The sequence below is a fragment of the Aeromicrobium sp. 10G20-16 genome, assembly GCF_055809665.1.
Map to the genome: position 1 here is coordinate 1,762,111 of NZ_CM147919.1, position 22,052 is coordinate 1,784,162.

The window sequence follows — 22,052 nt, forward strand, 5'->3', positions numbered from 1 at the left end:
GGCGAGGGGCTAGTACTCGCGGCAGTCGCCGCCGCCCAGTGCTGCGAGGCCCTGACGATCACCGGGCCCCCAGTCGGTGACGCCCGGTTCGCCCTCGGGCTGCATCAGCTCGCCCTCGGCGTCGACGTGGTCGAGTCCGACCAGGTGGCCCAGCTCGTGCAGCACCACCGCGCGGGCCGACGCCCATCCGGCCGGGCCGTCGAGCAGCTCGGCCAGCTGGGGACCGTCCAACGTCACGGTGCCGGTGTCGAACCACGGGCTACGTCGGTCCGACACGCTTCCGCCGATGCCGGCCACCGCCCCCTCGAGGTCCTCGACCTCGTCGGGGTCGCTCCAGGCGATCAGCACCGGACCACGTGATCCCGGGATCGCACCACGCGAGTCGGACGGCTCGTCATCGGTGTAGCCGTCGATCACGAACGTCAGACCGGTGGCTGCCTCGACCGAGTCCAGTGCCTGCGACACCATGTCGTCGGCGTCCGGCACGGCGGTCCGCGGATTGATGACGACGTGGATCGGCGCACACGGGTCGTACCTGACCGGCTCGCCGTCGACCTCTCGGACGAACGCGTGCTCGCCGGACGTCCGCACCGTCGGCGGCAGCGACAAGGGTTCGGCCCGGGCATCGTCCGGCCGGCCGGCGGTGGTCCCGTTCAACCGCTCCTCGATGGCCGGCGCCGCCGACAGGCCGATGACCACGGCGACGATCGCCACCAGGTAGGTGGAAGCGCGGGGCCCCAACGAGAACACCGCTCCATGGTCGCGCACCTGACCAACCGGGCGCATGGATACCGTGCAGACGTGAACGACATCGCGGACCGCCCGGGAACGGCGGGCTGGCGTCACGAACGACGCCGCCAGCTGCTCGACGTGGCGGCACGCGCGAGGCGCGAGGTCGGATTCGGCTGGCTCGACGACGCCGGACGCGACGACAGCTCCCACGGCCTCGAGCTGTGGATCAACGCCCGGATGACCTACGTCTTCTCGATGGCGGCCCAGCTCGAGGTTCCGGGAGCCGCAGACCTCGCCGCTCACGGGGTCGGGGCTCTCCGCACGGTGCTGCACGACGACGAGCACGGCGGCTGGTTCGGTGCGGTCGCGCCCGACGGCACCGTCCCGGACTCGGCCAAGGGTTGCTACGACCACGCCTTCGTCCTGCTGGCCGGCGCGACGGCGACGACCTCAGGCATCGACGGCTCGACCGAGCTGTTCGACGAGGCCCGGGACGTGCACGAGGCCCGGTTCTGGGACCCGGAGGTCGGGCGGTGCGTCGAGCAGTGGTCGCGCGACTGGACGACGCTGGACGAGTACCGCGGCGCCAACTCCAACATGCACACCGTCGAGGCGTACCTGTCCACCGCTGCCGCCACCGGCGACGACGTCTGGCTCGAGCGAGCCGAGGCGATCTGCGAGCGCATCATCGGCGTGACGGCGCGAGCGCACGGGTGGCGCGTTCCCGAGCACTTCGACGCCGCGTGGAACCCGCTGCTCGACCTCAACCACGACCGGCCGGCCGATCCGTTCCGGCCATTCGGCGCCACCCCCGGTCACGCTTTCGAGTGGGCGCGCCTGCTGGTGCAGCTGGACGTGGCGCTCGACCAGCAGCGACCCTGGCGGCTCGAGGCGGCCGAGCACCTGTTCGCCCGCGCGGTCGAGGACGCCCTCGACGACGACCACCCGCTGCTGCCCTACACGACCGACTGGGACGGCGTGCCGATCGTCACCGAACGGTTCCACTGGGTGATGGCCGAGGCCGTGCAGGCCGCCGAGGTGCTCGCGGCCGCGACCGGCGGTGCGACCTACGCCGGGCTCGCGACACGTTGGTGGTCCGAGATCGACGAGCACCTGATCGACGACAAGGGTTCGTGGCGTCACGAGCTGTCCGCGACACTCGCGCCTTCGCGCCGCACGTGGGCCGGACGCCCCGACGCCTACCATGGCGTCAATGCGCTGACCTGTCCTGATCAGCCGCTGTCCCCCACCGCCGCCCCCCTCGGAGGTACATCCAGATGAACGTGCTCGTGGTCGGCGAGGCCCTGGTGGACATCGTGCACCGCAGCGACGGGTCGACCGAGACGTTCGCCGGCGGATCGCCGTACAACGTGGCGCGGGGCCTGTCGCGACTCGGCGTCCAGAGTCACCTGGCGTGCCAGTTCGCCGACGACGAGCACGGCCGCCTCCTCATGGCCGGCCTGGAGGAGTCCACGGTGCGGCACGGCGGGCCCGACGCCACGATGCACCGCACGTCGAGCGCCGTCGCCACCCTCGACGAGACCGGGGCGGCCCACTACGAGTTCGACCTCACCTGGTCACCGACGTCGCTGCCCGATCCGAGCCAGTTCGACGCCGTGCACGTGGGCTCTCTCGGCACCCTGATCGAACCCGGAGCCGCCCAGGTGGCCGAGCTGGTGGTCACGGCCGACGTGCTGGGCATCCCGGTCTCGTTCGATCCCAACATCCGCACCTCGGTCGTGGCCGATCCCGACGTCTGGCAAGCGGTGTTCGCCCGATTCGCCCCGTACTCGCGGATCATCAAGATGAGCGACGAGGACGCCGCCGTGCTGTTTCCCGACGTCGCTCCCCCCGACCTCGCGCGCCGACTGGCTTCCGAGGGTGCGCTGGTCGCGATCACCCAGGGCGCCGGTGGAGCGTTGGTGGCGCAGCAGGACGAGCTGGCCGTCATCGAGGCTCCGGTCATCGAGGTGGTCGACACCATCGGCGCGGGCGACACCTTCATGGCCGCGATGCTCGCGTGGAGCGCCGCCTACGACTGGCCGGCCGCGGCCGAGCTCGACGTCACCGAGCTGTTCGACCTCGGCACCTACGCCGCGAAGGCGGCCGCCATCACCTGCACCCGCGCCGGCGCCGACCTGCCGTGGCTGGAGGAGCTCGACGGCTGACCGGTCACGTCTCGAGCGCGGCCGACGTCAGGTGGGTGAGAGACCGACCGATGGAGGACCTCGTGGACGACCTGACGACCTTCGAGCGTGAACGCCCCCGACTCACCCGGCTCGCCGCGCGGATGCTCGGGGACCACGGTGAGGCCGAGGACGTGGTGCAGCAGGCGTGGCTCCGGTTCGACCGCACCGACGGGATCGACGATCCGCCGGCCTGGCTGACCACCGTCACGTCGCGCCTGTGCCTGGACCGGCTGCGCGCCCGCACGCCCGTGCCGCACGAGCACGTCGACCCCGGCGAGAGCGTCCCCGACCCGGCCGACGACGTCGCACTGGCCGAGACGGTCGGCATCGCGCTGCACGTGCTGCTCGAGCGGCTGACGCCGCGCGAACGCGTGGCGTTCGTGCTGCACGACAGCTTCGGATTCGACTTCGCCACGATCGCCGAGGTGCTCGACGCCGAGCCCACGGCCGCCCGCAAGCTCGCCTCGCGGGCCCGGGCGAAGATCAGTCAACCGGTGCCCCAGGACCAGCTCTCGCGGTGGGAGGTGGTGGACGCGTTCATGGCGGCGGCCCGCGACGGCGACTTCACTCGCCTGCTGGAGCTGCTCGCACCCGACGCCATCGTCGCGGCGGACGCTGCCGCCGTGCTGGTCGGCACGCCCGAGCGGATCGCGGGGCGCGACGAGGTGGCCGGGTTCTTCAACGGGTCGGCGACGAGCGCCCTCCCGGTGCTCATCGACGACCGGCCGGGGGCCGCGTGGTTCCTGCGCGGCGAGGCCAAGGTGCTGTTCGACTTCACGATCGCGGGCGGTCTCGTCCAGCGCATCGACTTCCGGGCCGAGCCGGACGTGCTGGCCCGGGTCGTGCGTCGCCGCGACGGCGTACCGCACCCGGTCACGTCGGCGGCGGATCGAACGTCAGAGAAGTGAACCCACCACTCACCGATGGAGGAGACCCATGAAGACCATGACCTGTCGCGACCTCGGCGGCCCCTGCGAGCTTCGCCCACAGCGGCGAGAGCGCCGACGACGTCATCCGGGCCCAGGACCGGCACCTCAAGGAGGCGGTCGCGGCCGGCGACGCCGCGCACGAGCCGGCCCGCAACGACATGAAGGGGCGCTGGCTGCACCCCCGCAAGTCGCTCGGTTGGTACCACGACGTCAAGAAGAGGTTCGCCGACCTGTCGGACGACTGACTCAGGCGGGCCGGGCGCCGCGCACGGCCACGCAGGCGGCCGCCGCCTCGGCGCCTGCTGCCAGCGCGGCACGGGCGTCGGGCTGCTGCACCCAGGCGGACAGGAAGCCCGCGCAGAAGGCGTCGCCGGCGCCGGTGGTGTCGAGGACGTCCGCGGCGGACGGCGGCACCGAGTCGGCGCCGAACCGGGCACCATCGGCGCCCCGGGTCTCGACGACCCGCCCGTCGTCGAGGCCCAGGAAGTTCTGCTCGTCCTCGTTCGGGAACAGCAGGTCAGCGCCGGAGAACCACGCGAGAGCAGGCCCGCGCCCGGCAGCCTCGAGGAAGCCGAGCGAGCTGGGGTCGATGCTGACCCCGGCCCCGCGCCGACGCGCCTCGGCCATCGCGGCCAGCGCGACGGGACGGGTCGCCGGGTCGAAGAACGTGTAGCCCGTCAGGTGCAGCCAGGTGACGTCCTCCCACACGTGGTCGGGAAGGTGGGCCGTCGTCAGCCTCGTGTTGGCGGCACGGTCGACGAACATCGTGCGGTCGGCGTGGTCGTCCAGCGTCAGCACGATCGTGGCGGTGGGCTGGTCCGTCACTGCGCTGATGCGGGCGTCGACCCCGTGCGCCACGAGGGACGCGACGTGCCGCTCGACCCCGTCGTGCCCGGCCACTCCTACGAATCGCACGTTCGTGCCGAGATGTCCGAGCCACGCGGCGACGTTGGCGGCCGACCCACCACAGGTCATGCGGATCTCGGACTCGGTGTCGCTCGCCGGGTTGATCCGCCCCAGCGGCCGCACACCGATGTCGTCGACGACGTCACCGACGACGAGGATCGTCACCGCGAAGCCCAGGACGTGGCGATCGCGGCGGCCACGCGGATGTTGTTCTCGGCGATCAGCAGGTTGACCGCCAGGCTGTCGCCGCCGGTGAGGTCGACGATCGTCTGCAGCAGGAACGGCGTGACGTCCTTGCCGGTCAGGCCCTGGTCGTCGGCCATGCGCAGCGCCTCGGCGAGGGCGCGATCGTGCACGTCGGGGTCGAGCTGCTGGTCGACCGGCAGCGGGTTGGCCACGACGATGCCCGCGCGCTGGCCGAGGGCGTCGCGGGCGGTCATGATCGCCGCCACCTCCTCGGGGCCATCGACCCGCCAGTCGAGGTCCAGGCCGGAGTCGGTCAGCCAGAAGCTCGGGAACCGGTCGGCGCCGTAGCCGAGCACGGGGACGCTGAGCGTCTCGAGGCGCTCCAGCGTGGCACCGATGTCGAGGATCGACTTCACGCCGGCCGACACCACCGTGATCGGCACCCCGGCCAGCACGGTCAGGTCGGCCGACTCGTCGAAGCTTCTCGGAGGCTCCACGATGCACGCCACCGAGCCCTCCGGTGGCGAACACCCGGATGCCGGCGAGGTCGGCGATCGTGCTGGTGGCGGCCACGGTGGTGGCGCCGCTCGATCCGCCGCCGAGGGCGATCGGCAGGTCGCGCACGCTCAGCTTGGCGATGTCCTCGTTCGCGATGCGTTCCAGCTCCTCGGCGGTCAGCCCGGCCTTCAGACGACCGTCGAGCACCGCGATGGTCGCCGCCACGACGCCCGCGTCGGAGAGGATCTGCTCGAAGCGCTGCGCTGCCGCGAGGTTGTCGGGCCGCGGCAGACCGTGGGAGATGATCGTGGACTCCAGCGCGACGACCGGTCGGCCGTCGGCGAGGGCCGCGGCGACCTCGGGCGAGACGTCGAGGGGAAGCACGGGGCCACGGTATCGGCACACTGGTTCCGTGCACCTGCTGATCGACGGACCTGACGACGCCGACGTGACCCTGCTGCTGGCGCACGGAGCCGGCGCGGCGATGGACTCGCCGTGGATGGACGAGGTGACGTCCCTGCTGGCAGCGCGCGACGTGCGCGTGGCACGGTTCGAGTTCGCCTACATGGCTGCCCGACGGACCGGCCGGCGTGGCGGACAGCCGCGCGCCGAGGCGGTGCTCGGCGAGTACCGGGCTGCCGTCGAAACCGTCGGAGGTCCCGTCGTGGTGGGCGGCAAGTCGTTCGGCGGCCGTGTGGCGAGCATGGTCGCCGACGACGTCGGAGCCCGCGGCGTGGTCGCGCTCGGCTATCCGTTCCACCCGCCGGGTCGGCCCGAGAAGCTGCGCACCGAACACCTGCTGACCCTGCGCGTGCCGATGCTGGTGTGCCAGGGCGAGCGCGACCCGTTCGGCACCGCGGCCGAGGTGCCCGGCTTCGGTCTGCCGGCGTCGATCGCCCTGCACTGGGCGCCCGACGGCGACCACTCGCTCAAGCCCCGCAAGGCCAGCGGTCGCTCGCAGACTCAGAACCTCGTGGACGCGGCCGACGCGATCGCGCGCTTCGTGGCGGGAGTCGTGACATGATCTCGCTCATGGATCGCAGGACCCTCACGTTCGTCGCCCTGGCCCTCAGCATGCTGTACGGCGCCGGCTTCGCCGTGGTCTCCGATCCCGGCGGCGGCTACGCCCAGATCGGTGGCGTCGTCGTGGCGCTCGGCTGGATCGCCACCGGGATGCTGGGCCGCGACTCCGGCACCTGACCGGCAGGTGCCGCTAGATCTCGGTGCGGTGGAAGTTCGCGTGCGAGCGCGACGCGGTGGGGCCACGCTGGCCCTGGTAGCGCGAGCCGTACTTGGCCGACCCGTACGGGTTGTCGGCCGGTGAGGTGAGTCGGAAGTAGCAGAGCTGACCGATCTTCATGCCCGGGTACAGCTTGATCGGCAAGGTGGCGACGTTGGCCAGCTCGAGGGTGACGTGCCCGGAGAAGCCGGGGTCGATGAAGCCGGCGGTCGAGTGCGTCATCAGACCGAGGCGACCCAGCGAGCTCTTGCCCTCGAGGCGCGCGGCGATGTCGTCCGGCAGCGAGACCAGCTCGTAGGTGGAGCCGAGCACGAACTCACCCGGGTGCAGGACGAACGCCTCGTCCTCGCCGTTGCCGACCTCGACCTCGCGGGTCAGGTCGCTCTGGTCGGCGGCCGGGTCGATGTGCGGGTACTTGTGGTTGTCGAAGACCCGGAAGAACTTGTCGAGACGCACGTCGATGCTCGACGGCTGGATCATCGCCTTCTCGAGCGGGTCGAGGCCGATGCGGCCGGCGTCGATCTCGGCGAGGATGTCGCGGTCGGAGAGGAGCACGAGACGAAACTAACGCATGGGCACGTGCCGACGATCACGGAATGGCCGACCGGTCGTCACCGTTGTGACTGACATGCGAGCCATCACCTATGACCAGTACGGCGACACCAGCGTCCTCTCCCTCACCGAGCAGCCCGATCCCAAGGTCGGACCCGGCGAGGTGCTCATCGAGGCACGGGCCGCCAGCGTCAACCCGGTCGACTGGAAGCTGATGTCCGGCGGCCTCGACCCGATGATGGACGTGCGGTTCCCGGTGGTGCCGGGCTGGGACGTCGCCGGTGTCGTCACGGCGGTAGGCCCGGACACTCCGGAGTGGTCCGAGGGCGACGAGGTCATGGCCTACGCGCGCAAGGACTACGTGCACGGCGGCACGTTCGCCGAGCTGGTCAACGCACCGGCACGCACGGTCGGGCGCAAGCCGGCCAGCCTCTCGTGGGAGCAGGCCGCGTCGATCCCGCTCGCCGGACTCACGGCGCTGCAGGTGCTCGACGGCCTCGAGGTCGACGACTCGACCACTCTGCTGATCCACGGCGGCGGAGGCGGCGTCGGCTCCTTCGGCATCCAGATCGCGTCGGCTCGCGGAGCCCGCGTCATCGCCAGCGCATCGGCCGCGCAGCACGAGCGCATCATCGCCCTGGGCGCCGAGCCGGTCGAGTACGGCGACGGCCTCGTCGAGGCGGTCCGCGCGATCGCACCCGACGGCGTCGACGCCGTGGCCGACTTCGTCGGGGGTGTGCTCGACCAGACGCAGGCGGTGCTGGCCGAGGGTGGCCAGCACGCATCGATCACCCAGCCCGAGGCCATCGAGGCAGGTGGCCGCTGGCGCTGGGTGCGCCCGGACGCCGAGGGGCTCGAGCGGCTCGCAGCGCTGGTCGACGACGGGAAGCTCACCGTCGAGGTCGACGAGGTCTTCGAGCTGGAGGACGTCGCTGCCGCGTTCGCCCGCAGCCAGGAAGGCCACGTGCGCGGCAAGCTCGCCATCCACATCAGCGGCTGACCGACATCGGCCACCGAGCCGACATCGGCCACCGAGCCGACATCGCCCAGCGGTGGGATGGTGGAAGCCCGACCGAGGAGTCCGCCATGACGACAGAGCCCACCCCCGCCCACACCGTCACCGGAACGAGCGCCGGCCCGCAGCCCACGTCGGACTGGACCGATCTCGGCCGTGAGATGTGGGAGTACCTCACCGGTCGCGGCGCCTCGGTCAGCTACGAGCTGGTGGACATGGAGGTCGAGGTCCCGCGCGACACCGGCGCCAACGCCGCCCGCGCCACGTGGAAGTTCAACGGCACCGTGCGCGTCGTGACGAGCGACGACGAGTTCGCCGGCGCCGAGAATCGTCAGGCCTGACATGTCCTCGGTGACCGTCGACCTCCGCTTCGAGGTCGACACTCCCGACGGGGAGCATGCCGAGGGCGTCGTGCGCTCGGTGGGCAACGAGATCCTCGTCCAGAGTCCCGATCTGTCGGTGTTGGCGGGCGGCCGGTCCGACAGCGACCTGCAGAGCCTCGCGAAGATGCTGGCGAGGCGCGGGATGGTGCTCACCGTCGCGGACGAGGACGGCGCCCTGATGAAGCTCGGAGCAGTTCGCTCGCTCTTCTGGCACCGCGTGGTCACCCGCTCGAAGTTCGTGCGCGTGGTGCGGTGGCGAGCCGCCACCGCGCTCAAGGCCGTCGTGGTGGCCAGTCGGAGCAAGGGCGTCGGCATCCCACCGCCGACCGTCATCCCGTCGCACCTGCCCACCGCCCCGTGGGCCAAGCGCCGCGTCACAACCACCCACGACCCCTACGGCGGCGGGCACCCGCGCCTGTACCTGTCGGACACCCGGGTGTCGTCGACCGGCCGGGAGGTGTTGTCGTTCCTGCTGCCCCCGGGCACGGTCACGATCGGCAACGGCGAGGACGCAGACCTGCGGCTCGACGGCGTCGACGAGCTGGTGGCCACGGTGGAGCGCACCGCCGAGGACGAGTACGAGATCGTCGCCCGCGGCACCTCGACGCACACCTACGTCAACGGCCAGGAGCTGCCGCGTCAACGGCTCCGCACCGGGTCGCGGGTCGAGATCGGCCCGTGGCGCATGACCTACGTGCGCGACGAGCACGCCGACCACGGTCGCCCCTACGGTGGCCGCATCGGCGGCGAGCTGGGCCGCCAGCGCGCCCAGGAACCCCCGCGCTACCAGAGCTGACGTTCCCCCTGGGGAATCGGGGGTTCGTTTCGGTACAGTGGCGTCTTCGCCGATGTAGCTCAATGGCAGAGCGCTTGCTTCCCAAGCAAGACACGCGGGTTCGATTCCCGTCATCGGCTCAGACACGCAGAGCCCCCGACACGCACTTCGTCGGGGGCTCTGCGTGTCTGAGCCGAAAGAGACGTCGGGAGTCGGGAGGAGCGATCGCGCCGAAGGCGCCCCGCGATCTCCTCCTCGCCGAAGGCGTCATCTTCACTGACGACAAAGCCGACCCTTCGAAGGAGCTCAACAGCAATCAGCTCACCGCGCTCGTCAACGAGTAGCGATGTCGCGTCGACTTCTCGACCCACATCATTCGCAGCGAACGCGGACCTCGGGCCAAGGGCTGACTGACCTGAGTCAGCTCGATCACGGCGAGGGCGCGACCCAACGTCCGTAGACGTCAGCGAGAGTGCGCGGTCCGTTGGTCGCGCTGGCATCCAGTGCCTTGGCAGCGAGGACAGCGCATGTCTGGATGGGGCTCAAGGGATCAACTGAGACATCGACGATGACTGGCTGGTTCTGAAACATGTAGTTCTTGATGCGCTCGTTGCCTCGCGCCCAGCTGCCTCCGGCAGTTTGGACAAGAGTTTCGCCGAGGTAGCGGGCAGCACCATCGATCAACCAGAGAGTCTCGGCTGAGAACCGGGCGTACCCGGCACCACTGGGGTGATGGAACCACGACGGGAGATCGCCGGCAGGCTCGATCTGGTCGGACGCGATGCTGGGGCCCGGCTGACCGAGACTTGGTGGCGTGTAGCCGCTGCGCCAAGCAAGTTTTGGCACCACCGCGGTCCATGCCTGTTCCAAGGAAGCTGGCTCGAACGACAATTGCAGGTCGACAGAGGACGCGAACCTGCGCAGAGACGGTTCCATGTCGTCGAGGAAGCGTTTGAAGTAGGCGGTGGCCTCGGACTTCGTCATCGACACGAAGCTGGTGTATTCGGACATGGTGGTGGTCCTATGCGGGGAGGTGAATCGTGTACGGAATCTTGAGCTCATCGAGCAGGTCCATCACAGCCTTGTTCGGGCCTATCGTGTTGGACGCGGAGCTGGCGAGAAAATGCCAGTGGGCTCCCTGGATGACGCCGGTCTCTACCAAGTAGGCATCGCTCCTGATCTGCTTCTCGATGGATGCGGTCAATGAGACCTTGCCGACCTTCGATTCGTGGGCCACGTTATCTGCGACGACGTCGAACCTTCGTCGAACCGCATTGCAGACCACCAGGCAGCCCTTGGTTGAAGCGGAGACTTGCTTGTCTGCACCCTTCACGGCAGCTCCGTAGACACCCTCGAGGAATTTCTCGCCCTCAGCGCCGGTGGCGAAGAACTTCGCGGGCGCGCCTTCGACGTGTCCGGCGCGCTTGCGAGCGGCAGAAATTTTCTTGAGGTCGGTCGTGCCCTTGTTGAGCTGGAGCAGCGCCTTTTCACTGGCGCCGGCGTCAGCGAGATCGTCCCAGCTTTCGCCCCAGATCTTCTTTGCTGCCTTGATCTTGATCTTGCTGGGGACCTTCGTCGCCGAGGCGACAATCGCCGCCGTTGCAGCTGCAAGTTCGGGATTGCGGGTGACGAACTTGGCAGCCTTGCCGGGGATGGCGACCACGTCTCCGCCCGGAACCGCGCCCACTGCACTGAAGCCTGAACCGACCCAGTCGGCACGGATGAGCGACCCAATCACGTCACGCAGGTCAGCAATGGCGCCGAGGACTGAACCGATGCCAGGAATGGAGCTGGCGCCACCGGAGGTGAGGTTGCCGGCCATCCAGGCGAGTGAGTCCACGCGCCAGAGGTCGCCGGCGATCGCTCCCTTGGAGAAGTCAGCTGCGTAGGTCAACCTGCTGACCTTGACGTCGACCACCAGAGGGTCGAGGCCTCGACTCTCCCTGCTTCCGTCCTCGAACCCGTCATCGAAGGTGTCGCCATCGGTGTCGGCCACGTCGGGTGCAGTCCCTAGCACCTCAACTTCGCGGCCATCATCGATCTGGTCGCCATCGGTGTCGCGGTTCAACGGGTCCAGGCTCAGGTCGGCTTCGTCGGCATCGCTGAGCCCGTCCCCGTCAGTGTCGGGCACGGTCGGGTTCGAGTACCCGAGGTAGACGTCCTTTTCGGACTGCCGCCCCTTGATGACCCCGCCAGCTTCCTCGCCGTCGCTGAGGCCGTCGCCGTCCGTGTCCTTCTTGGTGGGGTCCGTCTGAAAGGTGGCCTCGCGTGTGAGCAGGCCCGCAATCTCGACCTTGTCGGGCAGGCCGTCGCCATCGGAGTCGAGTGGCGCCTTGGGGGTGTCAGTCGAATCGGTGGATAGCCCGAACCGTTCCGGCACTTGCGTGACTCCATAACCCGCGAAGACTGCCATCACCAGGACCACTCCAAGGATCCAAGTCCACCTACGGCGGGTGCGCTTCTCGACTGTCGTGTTCTCGGACTCAGTGCCCTCCGACCGGGGCTCCACCTCGCGCTCGCTCACCCGCTGACTATGTCGCACATTGGCCAAACAATCTGTCTCATTGTCAAACCGTTCGGCTATGGAGCCGCCCCATCCGGAGCCGCTGGCAACACCATCGCCGCCGCCGGGGCAGACCCTATGGTTCCCAGGGAGGCTGCCGTGAACGACGTCAACATCATCAAGATGACTCTGACCATCTCCGGGAACTCCGAGCACGTCAACGACTTCGCACGCATGTGCCGATTCGCAACGGATGGAAGCTCGCTCGATCTGCAAACCTTGGGCAGCCTGTTCGTCTGCCAGTGTTCGGCAGATCTGTTCGACGGGTGCAACACGGACCCCTACGTGGACCCGATCCGCGTCAGACTCCTGGGATACCCCGGGATGAAGTTCCAGCACAACCGCCTCGAGATCACGTGGCCCTTCCAGACAACGGTCAGGGACACGGACGCCGTCATCGCTGCCTTCGACCGGATCGCGTTGCTCCAACCCCAGGTCGACCTCACCTGCGTCAAGGCGCAGCCAGACGCAGGCGGCCGGCGGGACCCCTCGACCAGCTGGGGCGCGGTCCTGTGACGCGCTGCCCGCGCAGCTGACGGACCGGCCGAGTCGCAAGACCTCTTCGCGACTCGGCCGGGCACGACGTCGTCGAGGCCAGGGTCCCCGCAGACCCTCGGATCCGCAGTTCAATCTTCGCGAAAGCGCCACCTCGACGGCGGCCCCGCCTCCGACGGTAGGCGACGTTGCGCGTCTTGCGGTTCGGAGACCTATGAGCGGGCGCCATCCTCGCTCACGTCGTGCTGTCGAGCTGGCGCTGATGGAGGCGACGACCTGTCCGTGCCGACTGGCAGGATTAAGCGCATGACCACCCCCGCCCGCTGGACGCCGAACAGAGAAGCCGACATCGAGGAAGCTCGCGCCGCCAGCCTGCTCGAAGAGACCCACTTCATCGACTTCAAGGCCGAGGTGGAGCCCGGTAAGGGTGCCAACAACGAGCTCGCGCGGGATCTCGCCCAGTTCGCGATCGACTCTGGTGCCCTCCTCATCGGCGTCGCCGAAGTCGACAACAAGTTCGTCCTCGCCCCCATTGACTTGGCCGGTTTACCCGAGCGCATCGAGCAAGTCGCGCGCGGCATCGACCCGCCCCTGTTCGTCACCACGAGGATCATCCACAGCGAGACCGACCCCGGCAAGGGCTACCTGTGGGTCGAGGTGCCCGCATCGTCAGCAGCACCCCACCAGGCCGGTGGCATCTACTACGGCCGCGGCGCGAAGACGAAGACCCGGCTCACGGACACCGAAGTTCGCAGGTTCCACGCCCAGCAGGCTGCTGCCGAGCAGGCGGCCGTTGACGCAGTCAACGCCTACGTGCGACGGGACCCCGTTCCCGCCGACCGCCGCAAGGCCGCACACCTGTTCATCGTTGCCGTACCGGCCGCCCCGAGGCACGAGATGCTGCTTGACGTCGTGTCCGGACCGGACCGCCACGAGGTCATGCACCGGCTGATCAGCTACGGGGCGACCTCATCAGGCTCAGCCGACCAGTTCTCCCCTTCCCTCCACCAGGCAGCGAGCCTTTCAAGGCGAGCTGACGGGGCCGCGATGACGTCGGGCGCCCTCGGTTCCGACCGCAGCATCGACATGGACTCGTACAAGTCCGAGTCGTTCATCGAGGTCGAGATGACCGACGAGGGAACGGTCCGCGTCATGACGGGGCGCTTCAGCGACGCCGTCCTCAAGAACTCGGACCAGCAGATGCTTTTCGAGACCATGCTCCCGGTGCTCGTGCGTCAGACCGTCGACATCGTCGGAAAGGTGTCCGAGCACGTCAACTACGGCGGCCAGTGGCACTTCGCTGTCGCCGCCAACGGCATCGCCGGACTGCCTGCCTATCTGAGCAACGGGAACTTCGACTTCGGGGACGTTCGGGTACCCGTCGACCTGAACTCGTACGAGACCTCCACCAGCGCATCGACCCGCGAGGTACTCGACGAGCCTTGGGCAATCGCCAAGCGCCTTGCTGGCCGGTTCGTCAGAGCGCTCGGCATCACCAACATGCGCGCTGTCACCGATGTTCTCGACCCACCAGAGTCTTGACCGAGCCGGCGGCGCCAGGCAGCAACCTCACGCCACGGACACTTGCGGGCGTTGCCTCCGCGGGTACCGAACCCCCGGGTGGAAGCCTCGCCAGGAGTACGGCCGTGTGCGCCCTGACCGGGTGATCCACGCCCTCTGTTGCGCCCCAATGGGTGCTGATTCGAGAACAGATGGGTGCAAGCCACTTGGCACTTCCTACATTGCCTCCCACCAGTTCAATACTTTCCCGAATCTACGATCACCCCTCAGACGCAGAGAGACTCGGCACACCACCGCAGGTCAGGGACTTTGGCACCCTCATGCCAAGGACGTCGTTCGAGCCGACGGCGATCCCGCATCATCGGCCCGCCCTAGGATCGTGGCATGTGGTTGAGGAAGCGGCGTAACTCGTGGGTGACTCCGGTCCCCGGAGGTGTCGTCGGGTGGATGAGCGGAGGCGAGCCGGTCGACGGGTGCGATGTCGTGTCCGTCCTGATCTACGCACCGACCGAACGTGAGGTGCGTCGCCGAGCCAGCGAGATCGGCCTCTGGCACGCGTACGAGATGGACACGTTCGGCGAGCCCGACCCCAAGGGCGTTCTGGCCGCACTCGCTGACCCAGACCGATTCGTGTGGAACCACGCGGACGGCGGCAGCTGGCTGCCCTCTGCTGACCTCGCGCAACCCTGAGCGGAGTCGCGAAGAATCTGCTGACGGTGGAGCATCAGGCAGCTCCCGTCATCCGCCCACACCCGAAGCGCTGCGTGCAACCAGGACCGATCAGGGCCGGCCCGCGTGCGGCACCTGCACCGTCGTGGCCATGATGGCCGCCTCCGCAGCCTTGACGCGGTTCTCGGCGAGGAAGTCCGGCGCGCAGCACATGAACAGGGTGCGTCCGTCGTCGCCGCCGAGCATGCACGCGTAGACACCCATCGGGGTGTCGATCTGGTCGACGATCTCGCCGCCCTCGCGCACCCGGATGACCCGCCCGTGCACCGCGTCGGCCACCCACAGCATGCCCTCGGCGTCGAGGCCGCAGCCGTCGGGACCGGCGTCGACGGTGCCGATCGCCTCGCCCACGTCCGTGGTGGTGGGCAGCGGTCCGAGCTCGGCCCACACCCGTTGGTCGGTCAGCGACCCGTCGTCGGCGATGGTGAACGCCGAGATCCGGTTGCCGAACGTCTCGTCGACGATCAGGGTGCGACCGTCCGGCGTGATCACGCTGCCGTTGGGAAAGTGCAGGCCCTCCGCGACGGTCGTGACCGAGCCATCGGGATCGACGCGCACGAGTCCCGCCGGTGCGCTCGGAGCGCCGCCCATCAGGTCGAAGCCGAAGCAACCCAGGTAGGCCCGGCCCTGCTCGTCGACCACCATGTCGTTGGGGTCCCCGGTCACGTGGTCGGCGAGGTCGGCGTGGGTCACCAACGTCCCGTCGTGCTCGCGGCGCAGCAGCCGCTGGTCGTGCTGCGACACGATCAGCAGCCGTCCGTCGGGCAGCCAGCCGAGGCCCGACGGCTGCTCGGGCACCTCGGCCTCGACCCTCAGATCGGACCCGTCCGCCTCGCAGGAGTACACGCGGTGCAGGTAGAAGTCGGAGAACCACAGCCGGTCGTCGTGCCATCGCGGGCACTCCGAGAAGTGCAGGTCGGGAACGATCGTCGTCAGCTCGCGGGTCATGGCTCACGGTCGCCCTGGGACCCGACGACTGTCAACGGTTCGGCGTCACCGCAGCGGGGCGACGGACCGATAGCGTGAGTCCATGGCCGTCGACCGGAGCCGTCGCGCTCGTGCCACCCGCAAGCGCAAGCGGCGCATGGATGCGGTCGAGCACGATCTCAGCGACGAGCAGTGGACCGCGCTGCAGTCGTCGTGGAACGGGTGCGCGTACTGCGGAGCAGCCGCCCCCAGCCTGCAGCGCGACTGCGTGCTCCCGCTGTCCCGCGGCGGCCGCTACACCCTCGACAACATCGTGCCGGCCTGCCCGTCGTGCAACGCCAGCAAGTGCAACCACGAGGTCACCGGTTGGATGCGCCGCAAGAAGCTCGACGAGCGCGCCTTCCTGGTGCGCCACCACCAGCTGAGCGCGGCCCTGGTGGCCCAGTTCGCCGAGGCCTGAGCGAGCCACCGATGGACCTCGAGATCCGCGTCGACGACCTCACGCACCCCGCCGTGATCGCGTTGCTGGAGCACCACCTGGTCGACTTCGCCCAGCACTCTCCGGCCGAGAGCATGCACGCGCTCGACCTCGACGGGCTGCGCGCCCCGGAGGTGACGTTCTGGACCGCCTGGAAGCTCCGGCGAGCTGGTCGGGTGTGGTGCTCTGAAGCAGCTCGACGCGGACCGGGACGGTGCCGGGCACGGCGAGATCAAGTCCATGCGGGTGGCCGACGCGTTCCGAGGTCGGGGTGCGGGCAGCGCGATCCTGCGACACCTGATCGACACGGCTCGCGCGCGTGGCTGGACCCGCCTCAGCCTCGAGACCGGCTCGCCCGAGGCCTTCGCTCCCGCGCGTGCTCTCTACGCCCGGCACGGCTTCGAGGTGTGCGGCCCGTTCGCCGACTACACCGACGACCCGTGGAGCACCTACATGTCGCTGACGCCGCTCGACGCTGCAGGCTGATCGGCCCGTGAACACTCGGTGACACCGGCCGGGTCGAGCCTGCAGGAGCCGATCGATGCTGGCACGCTTGTTCCGTGACCGACCTGCTCCCCCGCCCGGTCGGGCCGATGGGCTCGGACCGGTTCGACTTCACGTGCACCAGCGGACGCCCGCACGGTGCCTTCGTGTCGAAGCTCGCCCGAGTGATGCCCGGGCTGCAGGCCACCCTCGACCAGACGGCGCCGTACGCGGCCTGGTGGGTGGACAACAATCGTCGAGCCCTCGGCTCCGGGCGCCCGCTGTGGGTCGTGCTCGGCGACTCGCTCTCGCAGGGCATCGGCGCATCGGCGCCCGACCGCGGGTGGGTCGGACGCATCGCCGCGGATCCACCCCCGAGGCTCGCGGACGCCGCCGTGCTGAACCTGTCCTTCAAGGGCGCCCGGGTGCTGGAGGTGCTCCGCCGCCAGGTTCCGGTGCTCGACGCGTTGCGCCGCGAGCGCGACATCGCCCTGGTGACGGTCGTGACCGGCAACAACGACCTGATGAGCCCCCGATGGGTGGGCGCGCTGGCCGACTCGGCCCAGCTGCTGCTCGACGCCCTCCCGCACGGGACCGTCGTCGCGCGCCAACCCGGGATCCAGCGGGCATCCGCCGCCTACAACCGGGTGCTGGCACGAGCCGCGGACCGCGGCATCGTGGCCGCCGACTTCCGCATCCCCCACCTGCGCGACTTCCGCGGTCGCCTGGCCCAGGACCGGTTCCACCCCAACGACCGCGGCTACGCGGAGATGGCAGCAGTGGCGCGTACCGCCCTGTGAGCGACGTGGCTACATTCGAGCCATGCCCCTCGTGCACCTCACGGCAGACGGATCCGTCCGCACCATCACCCTCGACGACGCCGACCGACGCAACGCCCTGAGCTGGCCGCTGCTCGACGAGCTGAAGGCCGCCGTCGCCACCGTCCGCGCCGACACCGAGGCCCGCGCCCTCGTGGTCCGCGGCGAGGGCAAGGCCTTCTGCGCCGGCGCCGACCTGGTGAACCTGTTCGGCGACCTCGATCGACCGGTCGAGCGGCTGCGCGACCACCTGATGGGTGTCTACGCGTCGTTCCTGGGCCTCCGCGACCTGCCCATCCCGACCGTCGCCGCCGCGCAGGGCGCCGCCGTCGGCGCCGGCCTGAACATCGCGCTGGCGTGTGACGTGATCGTCGCCGGACCGCGGGCCGGGTTCGGTCCGACGTTCAGCCAGATCGGCCTGCACCCGGGCGGCGGCTGCACCTGGATGCTCACCCAGCGCATCGGCGCAGCCAACACGACGGCGGCACTGTACGCGGGGGAGATCATCGACGCCGACAACGCGCTCCGGCTCGGCATCGCGCAGGAGATCGCCGGCGACCCCAGCGTCCGAGCCACTGAGCTGGCCGCCACGTGGGCGACCCGCGAGCCCAAGCTGATGGCCGACATCAAGCAGTCCGTCCGGCTCGCCACCACCGCGACGGCCGACGAGAGCCTGGCCTTCGAGGCCCTCGCCCAGGCCGAGTCGATGGCCAACGAGCAGTTCCGCACCTTCACCGCCCGCTTCAGTTCCCGCTGAGTGACTAGACGGCGCCGTGGGAGTCGGCGACGGCGCGGGCCTCTTCGCGCAGCGCCTGGATGACGAGACGGACCGAGGGTCGTTCGAAGCGGTCCGGGCGCAGCAGCGCCGAGATCTGTCGTCGGGCCCGGATGCCGACCATCGGGCGGGTGACCAGTCCGTTGCCGCGGCCGCGGGTCGTGAATCGCGGCAGGATCGCGATGCCGTGCCCGCCGGCGACCAGAGCCTCGACGATGCCGTTGTCGGCGATGCGCTGCGTGACCCGGACCGCCTCGCCGGTGGCTGACACGACCTGCTCGAGCACCTGGTCGAACGGATTGCCCCGGGGCACGCCGATCCAGGACTCGCCCACCACGTCGCGCGGCGACAGGCTGGCCTTGCGGGCCAGCGGGTGGTCCTCGGGCAGCGCGACGTCGAGCGGCTCGGTCATCAGCGGCACCACCTGCAGCCGGCGGTCGATCCACGACGACTCCGTGGTGGGCGAGTCCGAGATCACCACGTCGTGGTCGGGCACCAGATCGGCGAAGTCCACCACGAGGCCGGGGACGTCGGAGACGACGATCTCGACCTCGGGCACGTCGGCCATGCGGGTGAACAGTCCCGGCAGCAACATCTCCCCGCCGGTGTGGAAGGTGGCGATCCGCACCTCGCCGCCGGGGCGCTCCATGAACTCGCGCCACTGGGCCTCGGCCCGCTCCAACGCGACGGCCATCTCGGTGGCCGTGGCCGCCAGCGCACGGCCCGCGACCGTGAGCGCGACGCCCCGGCCGGCCGGCTCGATCAGGGTGTATCCGGCCTCCTTCTCCAGCACCTTCAGCTGTTGGGAGACCGCGGACGGCGTGATGTGCATCGCATCGGCGACGGCCCCCACGGTGCCGCGCTCCGACAATTCCCTGAGAAGCTCGAGCCTGCGCACGTCCATGAAGAAACACTACACGTTACGTGCAGTTTTGGTCGCTTGTGCTTGATAGTTTGACGTGGAGATACTGGCGGTACACCAACAGCCCGCAGCACAGCCCCTGAAGGAGGCCACCATGATCTTCGTCGCCACCAGCGCCGCAGTCATCACCGTGATCGGAGCCGTCCAGACGGCGCGCCTGGTCAAGACCGACGGCTTCGGCCGCGTGCCCACCCGCCAGGCTTGATCCTCGGCGTACACTGAACTCAAGACCGGCCATCCTCCCCCGAGATGGCCGGTCTTGTCATGTCCTGACTAGCGTGGACGAGTGACCGTCATCGGCTTCGACCTCGACATGACCCTGATCGACTCGCGCCCCGGCATCGGCGCCACGTTGCGGCGCATCGCCACCGAGTCCGGTCACGCGATCGACGTCGATCTCGCCACCTCGCGCCTCGGTCCGCCGCTGGGCTGGGAGCTGGCGCACTGGATGCCCGAGTCCGAGGTCGACCACTGGGTCGGCCGGTATCGCGAGCTCTATCCCGACACCGCGATCGCCAGCGTCGAGGCGCTGCCCGGCGCGCGAGCGGCCGTCGAGGCGGTCAACGCTCGCGGCACCTCGCTGGTCATCTCGGCCAAGCACACGCCCAACGTGCAGATGCACGTCGACCATCTCGGCATCCCCGCGTCCCACGTGTTCGGTGGAGCGTGGCGCGAGCAGAAGGCAGAGGTGCTCATCGCCCAGGGCGCCGTCATGTACGTGGGCGACCACGAGCACGACATGGTCGCAGCCCGGCTCGCCGGCGTCGTCGGCGTGGGTGTCAGCACCGGCGGCACCACGCGTGACGAGCTGCTCGAGGCCGGCGCCGACCTCGTCCTCGACTCCCTGCTGGACTTCGACCAGGCCTTCGCGCACCTGCCCTGACCTGCGGATGTGTCGTGTCAGACAGCCGCGGAACTTGTCTTTCCCCGCCTGACGACGGATACTTAAGTTACTGGCCAGTAGCCAGTGACGCAACGTCATCCCCCCACAGTCGTGAAGGACCGTTGGCATGAGCCACTTCAAGAGCAACCTGCGTGACGTCGAGTTCAACATGTTCGAGCTCTTCGACCGCCAAGACATCCTGGGACAGGGTCCGTTCGACGAGATCGACACCGACACCGCCCGCAGCATCCTCTCCGAGGTCGAGCGCATCTCCAGCAACGAGCTGGCCGCCTCCTTCGAGGCCTCCGACCGCAACCCGCCGGTGTACGACCCGGCCACCCACTCGGTCACGATGAACGACGAGTTCAAGAAGAGCTACGACGCCTGGATGGACGCCGAGTGGTGGCGCCTGCAGGTCCCCGAGGAGCTCGGCGGACAGCGCGCCCCCGCGTCGCTGATCTGGGGCTCGGCGGAGTTCGTGCTGGGCGCCAACCCGCCCATCTGGATGTTCGCCTGCGGCCCCGCGTTCGCGCGCATCGTGTTCGAGAACGGCACGAAGGATCGCGACCACACCATCGCGCAGCACATGGTCGACCGCCGCTGGGGCGCCACGATGGTGCTCACCGAGCCCGACGCGGGCTCCGACGTCGGCGCCGGCCGCACCAAGGCCTACCCCAACGAGGACGGCACCTGGAACATCGAGGGCGTCAAGCGCTTCATCACCTCGGCCGAGCACGACATGGCCGAGAACATCATGCACCTCGTGCTCGCTCGCCCCCAGGGCGTCGAGGGCGTCGGCGGTCCCGGCACCAAGGGCCTGAGCCTGTTCCTCGTGCCGAAGTTCCACTTCGACCTCGAGTCCGGCGAGCTGACCGGCGAGCGCAACGGCGCCTACGTCACCAACGTCGAGAAGAAGATGGGCATCAAGGTCTCCACGACCTGCGAGGTCACCTTCGGCGACAGCTCCACCGGCGGCGGCGAGCCCGCTCGCGGCTGGCTGCTGGGCGAGGTCCACGACGGCATCAACCAGATGTTCCGTGTCATCGAGAACGCCCGCATGATGGTCGGCGCCAAGGCCATCGCCACGCTCTCGACCGGCTACCTCAACGCACTCGACTACGCCAAGGAGCGCGTGCAGGGCGCCGACCTCACCCAGGCGTCGGACAAGACCGCGCCGCGCGTCACCATCACCCACCACCCCGACGTCCGCCGCTCGCTGCTCACGCAGAAGGCGTTCGCCGAGGGCCTGCGCAGCCTCGCGATGTACACCGCCACGTGGCAGGACGACATCATGATCAAGGAGGCGGCCGGCGACGACACCGCGCTGTCGGAGGCGGTCAACGACCTGCTGCTCCCGCTGGTCAAGGGGTACGGCTCGGAGCGTTCGTGGGTGGTGCTCGGCACCGAGACGCTGCAGACGTTCGGCGGGTCCGGCTTCCTGCAGGACTACCCGATCGAGCAGTACGTGCGCGACGCCAAGATCGACACGCTGTACGAGGGCACCACGGCGATCCAGGGCCAGGACCTGTTCTTCCGCAAGATCGTGAAGGACAAGGGCCAGGCGCTCGGGTACCTCTCGAACGAGATCGAGCAGTTCGCCGCCAGCGACGCCGGCAACGGCCGTCTCAAGGTCGAGCGCGAGCTGCTCGCCAAGGGCCTCGAGGACGCGCAGGCGATCCTCGGTGCGGTGTTCCAGGACCTCATGTCGGCCAACCCGGCCGACGCGAACGGCGACATCCAGAACATCTACAAGGTCGGCCTCAACACCACCCGCCTGGTCTACGTGCTCGGCGACATCGTCGTGGCGTGGCTGCTGCTGCGCGGCGCCGAGGTGGCGCTGAACAAGCTGGGTGGCGAGGTGTCGGCCGCCGACCAGGCCTTCTACGAGGGCAAGGTCGCCGCGGCGTCGTTCTTCGCGCGTCAGGTGCTCCCGCTCCTGGCCGGCGAGCGCGCCATCGCCGAGAACATCGACGCCTCGGTCATGGACCTCGACGAGGCCGCGTTCTGAGCTGACCGAGGGCGTTCGCGCCCGAGCGTCAGCTCACGCCAGCGC

25 protein-coding genes, 1 tRNA gene and 1 pseudogene are annotated in these 22,052 nt (G+C 69.4%); 18 read left to right on the forward strand and 9 right to left on the reverse strand.

Features of this window, described 5'->3' with window-relative positions:
• Positions 1 to 9 precede the first annotated feature (9 nt).
• Positions 10 to 786, reverse strand: a complete 777-nt coding sequence (locus AC0L5F_RS08835) for a matrixin family metalloprotease (protein WP_473312955.1) — start codon at positions 784 to 786, stop codon at positions 10 to 12.
• A 15-nt stretch (positions 787 to 801) separates the two neighbouring features.
• Between AC0L5F_RS08835 and AC0L5F_RS08840 the strand changes: the two genes are divergently transcribed.
• The 3 genes from AC0L5F_RS08840 to AC0L5F_RS08850 are packed head-to-tail and all read left to right on the forward strand — an operon-like array spanning position 802 to position 3,829.
• Positions 802 to 2,013, forward strand: coding sequence for an AGE family epimerase/isomerase (locus AC0L5F_RS08840; RefSeq protein ID WP_473312956.1), 1,212 nt, complete (start codon positions 802 to 804; stop codon positions 2,011 to 2,013).
• Complete coding sequence (locus AC0L5F_RS08845) at positions 2,010 to 2,900, forward strand: carbohydrate kinase family protein (RefSeq protein WP_473312957.1); 891 nt, start codon at positions 2,010 to 2,012, stop codon at positions 2,898 to 2,900. Before AC0L5F_RS08840 ends, AC0L5F_RS08845 begins: the two co-directional genes overlap by 4 nt.
• Before the next feature lie 50 nt (positions 2,901 to 2,950).
• Positions 2,951 to 3,829 (forward strand): sigma-70 family RNA polymerase sigma factor, encoded by an 879-nt coding sequence (locus AC0L5F_RS08850; protein ID WP_473312958.1) that lies wholly within the window; start codon positions 2,951 to 2,953, stop codon positions 3,827 to 3,829.
• A gap of 267 nt (positions 3,830 to 4,096) precedes the next feature.
• On the opposite strand, the gene AC0L5F_RS08855 is transcribed toward AC0L5F_RS08850, so the two are convergent.
• From AC0L5F_RS08855 to AC0L5F_RS08865, 3 genes and pseudogenes are all read right to left on the reverse strand, one after another.
• Positions 4,097 to 4,921 carry a carbohydrate kinase family protein gene (locus AC0L5F_RS08855; protein WP_473316174.1) on the reverse strand — a complete coding sequence of 275 codons (825 nt, stop codon included), beginning with the start codon at positions 4,919 to 4,921 and terminating at the stop codon, positions 4,097 to 4,099.
• Entirely contained in the window at positions 4,918 to 5,439 is a 522-nt protein-coding gene (locus AC0L5F_RS08860; RefSeq protein WP_473312959.1) for a pseudouridine-5'-phosphate glycosidase, read from the reverse strand. Before AC0L5F_RS08860 ends, AC0L5F_RS08855 begins: the two co-directional genes overlap by 4 nt.
• A 43-nt stretch (positions 5,440 to 5,482) precedes the next feature.
• A pseudogene (locus AC0L5F_RS08865) lies at positions 5,483 to 5,845 on the reverse strand (pseudouridine-5'-phosphate glycosidase); the annotation flags it as partial.
• 7 nt (positions 5,846 to 5,852) lie between these two features.
• Here AC0L5F_RS08865 and AC0L5F_RS08870 point away from each other — a divergent pair.
• Positions 5,853 to 6,464: an alpha/beta family hydrolase gene (locus tag AC0L5F_RS08870; RefSeq protein ID WP_473312961.1), complete on the forward strand. Its 612-nt coding sequence runs from the start codon at positions 5,853 to 5,855 to the stop codon at positions 6,462 to 6,464.
• Positions 6,465 to 6,472: 8 nt separating this feature from the next.
• Positions 6,473 to 6,640: a hypothetical protein gene (locus AC0L5F_RS08875; RefSeq protein WP_473312962.1), complete on the forward strand. Its 168-nt coding sequence runs from the start codon at positions 6,473 to 6,475 to the stop codon at positions 6,638 to 6,640.
• 13 nt (positions 6,641 to 6,653) lie between these two features.
• Here AC0L5F_RS08875 and dcd read toward each other — a convergent pair whose 3' ends face one another.
• The gene (dcd, locus tag AC0L5F_RS08880; RefSeq protein ID WP_473312963.1) at positions 6,654 to 7,235 is read right to left on the reverse strand and encodes a dCTP deaminase; all 582 of its coding nucleotides are present in this window, start codon (positions 7,233 to 7,235) and stop codon (positions 6,654 to 6,656) included.
• Between the two features lie 73 nt (positions 7,236 to 7,308).
• Between dcd and AC0L5F_RS08885 the strand changes: the two genes are divergently transcribed.
• The 4 genes from AC0L5F_RS08885 (at position 7,309) to AC0L5F_RS08900 (ending at position 9,545) form a co-directional block, all read left to right on the forward strand.
• Positions 7,309 to 8,232 (forward strand): NADP-dependent oxidoreductase, encoded by a 924-nt coding sequence (locus AC0L5F_RS08885; RefSeq protein WP_473312964.1) that lies wholly within the window; start codon positions 7,309 to 7,311, stop codon positions 8,230 to 8,232.
• Between the two features lie 86 nt (positions 8,233 to 8,318).
• The gene (locus tag AC0L5F_RS08890; protein ID WP_473312965.1) at positions 8,319 to 8,588 is read left to right on the forward strand and encodes a hypothetical protein; all 270 of its coding nucleotides are present in this window, start codon (positions 8,319 to 8,321) and stop codon (positions 8,586 to 8,588) included.
• A 1-nt stretch (position 8,589) separates the two neighbouring features.
• Positions 8,590 to 9,426 (forward strand): FHA domain-containing protein, encoded by an 837-nt coding sequence (locus AC0L5F_RS08895; protein ID WP_473312966.1) that lies wholly within the window; start codon positions 8,590 to 8,592, stop codon positions 9,424 to 9,426.
• A 48-nt stretch (positions 9,427 to 9,474) separates the two neighbouring features.
• Positions 9,475 to 9,545: transfer RNA gene (locus AC0L5F_RS08900), tRNA-Gly, on the forward strand.
• A gap of 289 nt (positions 9,546 to 9,834) precedes the next feature.
• Here the strand turns inward: AC0L5F_RS08900 and AC0L5F_RS08905 are convergent.
• Together AC0L5F_RS08905 and AC0L5F_RS08910 are read right to left on the reverse strand one after the other, a co-directional pair.
• Positions 9,835 to 10,416: a hypothetical protein gene (locus tag AC0L5F_RS08905; RefSeq protein WP_473312967.1), complete on the reverse strand. Its 582-nt coding sequence runs from the start codon at positions 10,414 to 10,416 to the stop codon at positions 9,835 to 9,837.
• A 10-nt stretch (positions 10,417 to 10,426) separates the two neighbouring features.
• A complete protein-coding gene (locus tag AC0L5F_RS08910) occupies positions 10,427 to 11,929 on the reverse strand; it encodes a hypothetical protein (RefSeq protein ID WP_473312968.1) in 1,503 nt (500 codons plus the stop codon).
• Between the two features lie 138 nt (positions 11,930 to 12,067).
• Between AC0L5F_RS08910 and AC0L5F_RS08915 the strand changes: the two genes are divergently transcribed.
• The 3 genes from AC0L5F_RS08915 to AC0L5F_RS08925 all read left to right on the forward strand — a co-directional run bounded on the left by AC0L5F_RS08915 (position 12,068) and on the right by AC0L5F_RS08925 (position 14,674).
• Positions 12,068 to 12,484 carry a hypothetical protein gene (locus AC0L5F_RS08915; RefSeq protein WP_473312970.1) on the forward strand — a complete coding sequence of 139 codons (417 nt, stop codon included), beginning with the start codon at positions 12,068 to 12,070 and terminating at the stop codon, positions 12,482 to 12,484.
• Positions 12,485 to 12,769: 285 nt separating this feature from the next.
• On the forward strand, positions 12,770 to 14,005 hold the full coding sequence (locus AC0L5F_RS08920; RefSeq protein WP_473312972.1) for an AlbA family DNA-binding domain-containing protein: 1,236 nt from the start codon (positions 12,770 to 12,772) through the stop codon (positions 14,003 to 14,005).
• A 426-nt stretch (positions 14,006 to 14,431) separates the two neighbouring features.
• Positions 14,432 to 14,674 carry a hypothetical protein gene (locus AC0L5F_RS08925; protein ID WP_473312973.1) on the forward strand — a complete coding sequence of 81 codons (243 nt, stop codon included), beginning with the start codon at positions 14,432 to 14,434 and terminating at the stop codon, positions 14,672 to 14,674.
• A 90-nt stretch (positions 14,675 to 14,764) separates the two neighbouring features.
• Here AC0L5F_RS08925 and AC0L5F_RS08930 read toward each other — a convergent pair whose 3' ends face one another.
• Positions 14,765 to 15,661 carry an SMP-30/gluconolactonase/LRE family protein gene (locus AC0L5F_RS08930; protein WP_473312975.1) on the reverse strand — a complete coding sequence of 299 codons (897 nt, stop codon included), beginning with the start codon at positions 15,659 to 15,661 and terminating at the stop codon, positions 14,765 to 14,767.
• Positions 15,662 to 15,743: 82 nt separating this feature from the next.
• Here AC0L5F_RS08930 and AC0L5F_RS08935 point away from each other — a divergent pair, with 82 nt between their 5' ends.
• From AC0L5F_RS08935 to AC0L5F_RS08950, 4 genes are all read left to right on the forward strand, one after another.
• Positions 15,744 to 16,100 (forward strand): HNH endonuclease, encoded by a 357-nt coding sequence (locus AC0L5F_RS08935; RefSeq protein WP_473312976.1) that lies wholly within the window; start codon positions 15,744 to 15,746, stop codon positions 16,098 to 16,100.
• Positions 16,101 to 16,304: 204 nt separating this feature from the next.
• Entirely contained in the window at positions 16,305 to 16,604 is a 300-nt protein-coding gene (locus AC0L5F_RS08940; protein ID WP_473316175.1) for a GNAT family N-acetyltransferase, read from the forward strand.
• A 74-nt stretch (positions 16,605 to 16,678) separates the two neighbouring features.
• Positions 16,679 to 17,401, forward strand: a complete 723-nt coding sequence (locus tag AC0L5F_RS08945) for an SGNH/GDSL hydrolase family protein (RefSeq protein WP_473312977.1) — start codon at positions 16,679 to 16,681, stop codon at positions 17,399 to 17,401.
• 22 nt (positions 17,402 to 17,423) lie between these two features.
• Entirely contained in the window at positions 17,424 to 18,176 is a 753-nt protein-coding gene (locus AC0L5F_RS08950; protein ID WP_473312979.1) for an enoyl-CoA hydratase-related protein, read from the forward strand.
• 4 nt (positions 18,177 to 18,180) lie between these two features.
• Here the strand turns inward: AC0L5F_RS08950 and AC0L5F_RS08955 are convergent, their stop codons facing one another.
• Positions 18,181 to 19,098 carry a LysR family transcriptional regulator gene (locus tag AC0L5F_RS08955; protein WP_473312980.1) on the reverse strand — a complete coding sequence of 306 codons (918 nt, stop codon included), beginning with the start codon at positions 19,096 to 19,098 and terminating at the stop codon, positions 18,181 to 18,183.
• A gap of 304 nt (positions 19,099 to 19,402) precedes the next feature.
• On the opposite strand from AC0L5F_RS08955, the gene AC0L5F_RS08960 reads away from it, so the two are divergent.
• Both AC0L5F_RS08960 and AC0L5F_RS08965 read left to right on the forward strand, forming a co-directional pair.
• Positions 19,403 to 19,999 carry an HAD family hydrolase gene (locus AC0L5F_RS08960; protein ID WP_473312981.1) on the forward strand — a complete coding sequence of 199 codons (597 nt, stop codon included), beginning with the start codon at positions 19,403 to 19,405 and terminating at the stop codon, positions 19,997 to 19,999.
• A 127-nt stretch (positions 20,000 to 20,126) separates the two neighbouring features.
• Positions 20,127 to 22,007 (forward strand): acyl-CoA dehydrogenase, encoded by a 1,881-nt coding sequence (locus AC0L5F_RS08965; protein WP_473312982.1) that lies wholly within the window; start codon positions 20,127 to 20,129, stop codon positions 22,005 to 22,007.
• Positions 22,008 to 22,052: the final 45 nt, after the last annotated feature.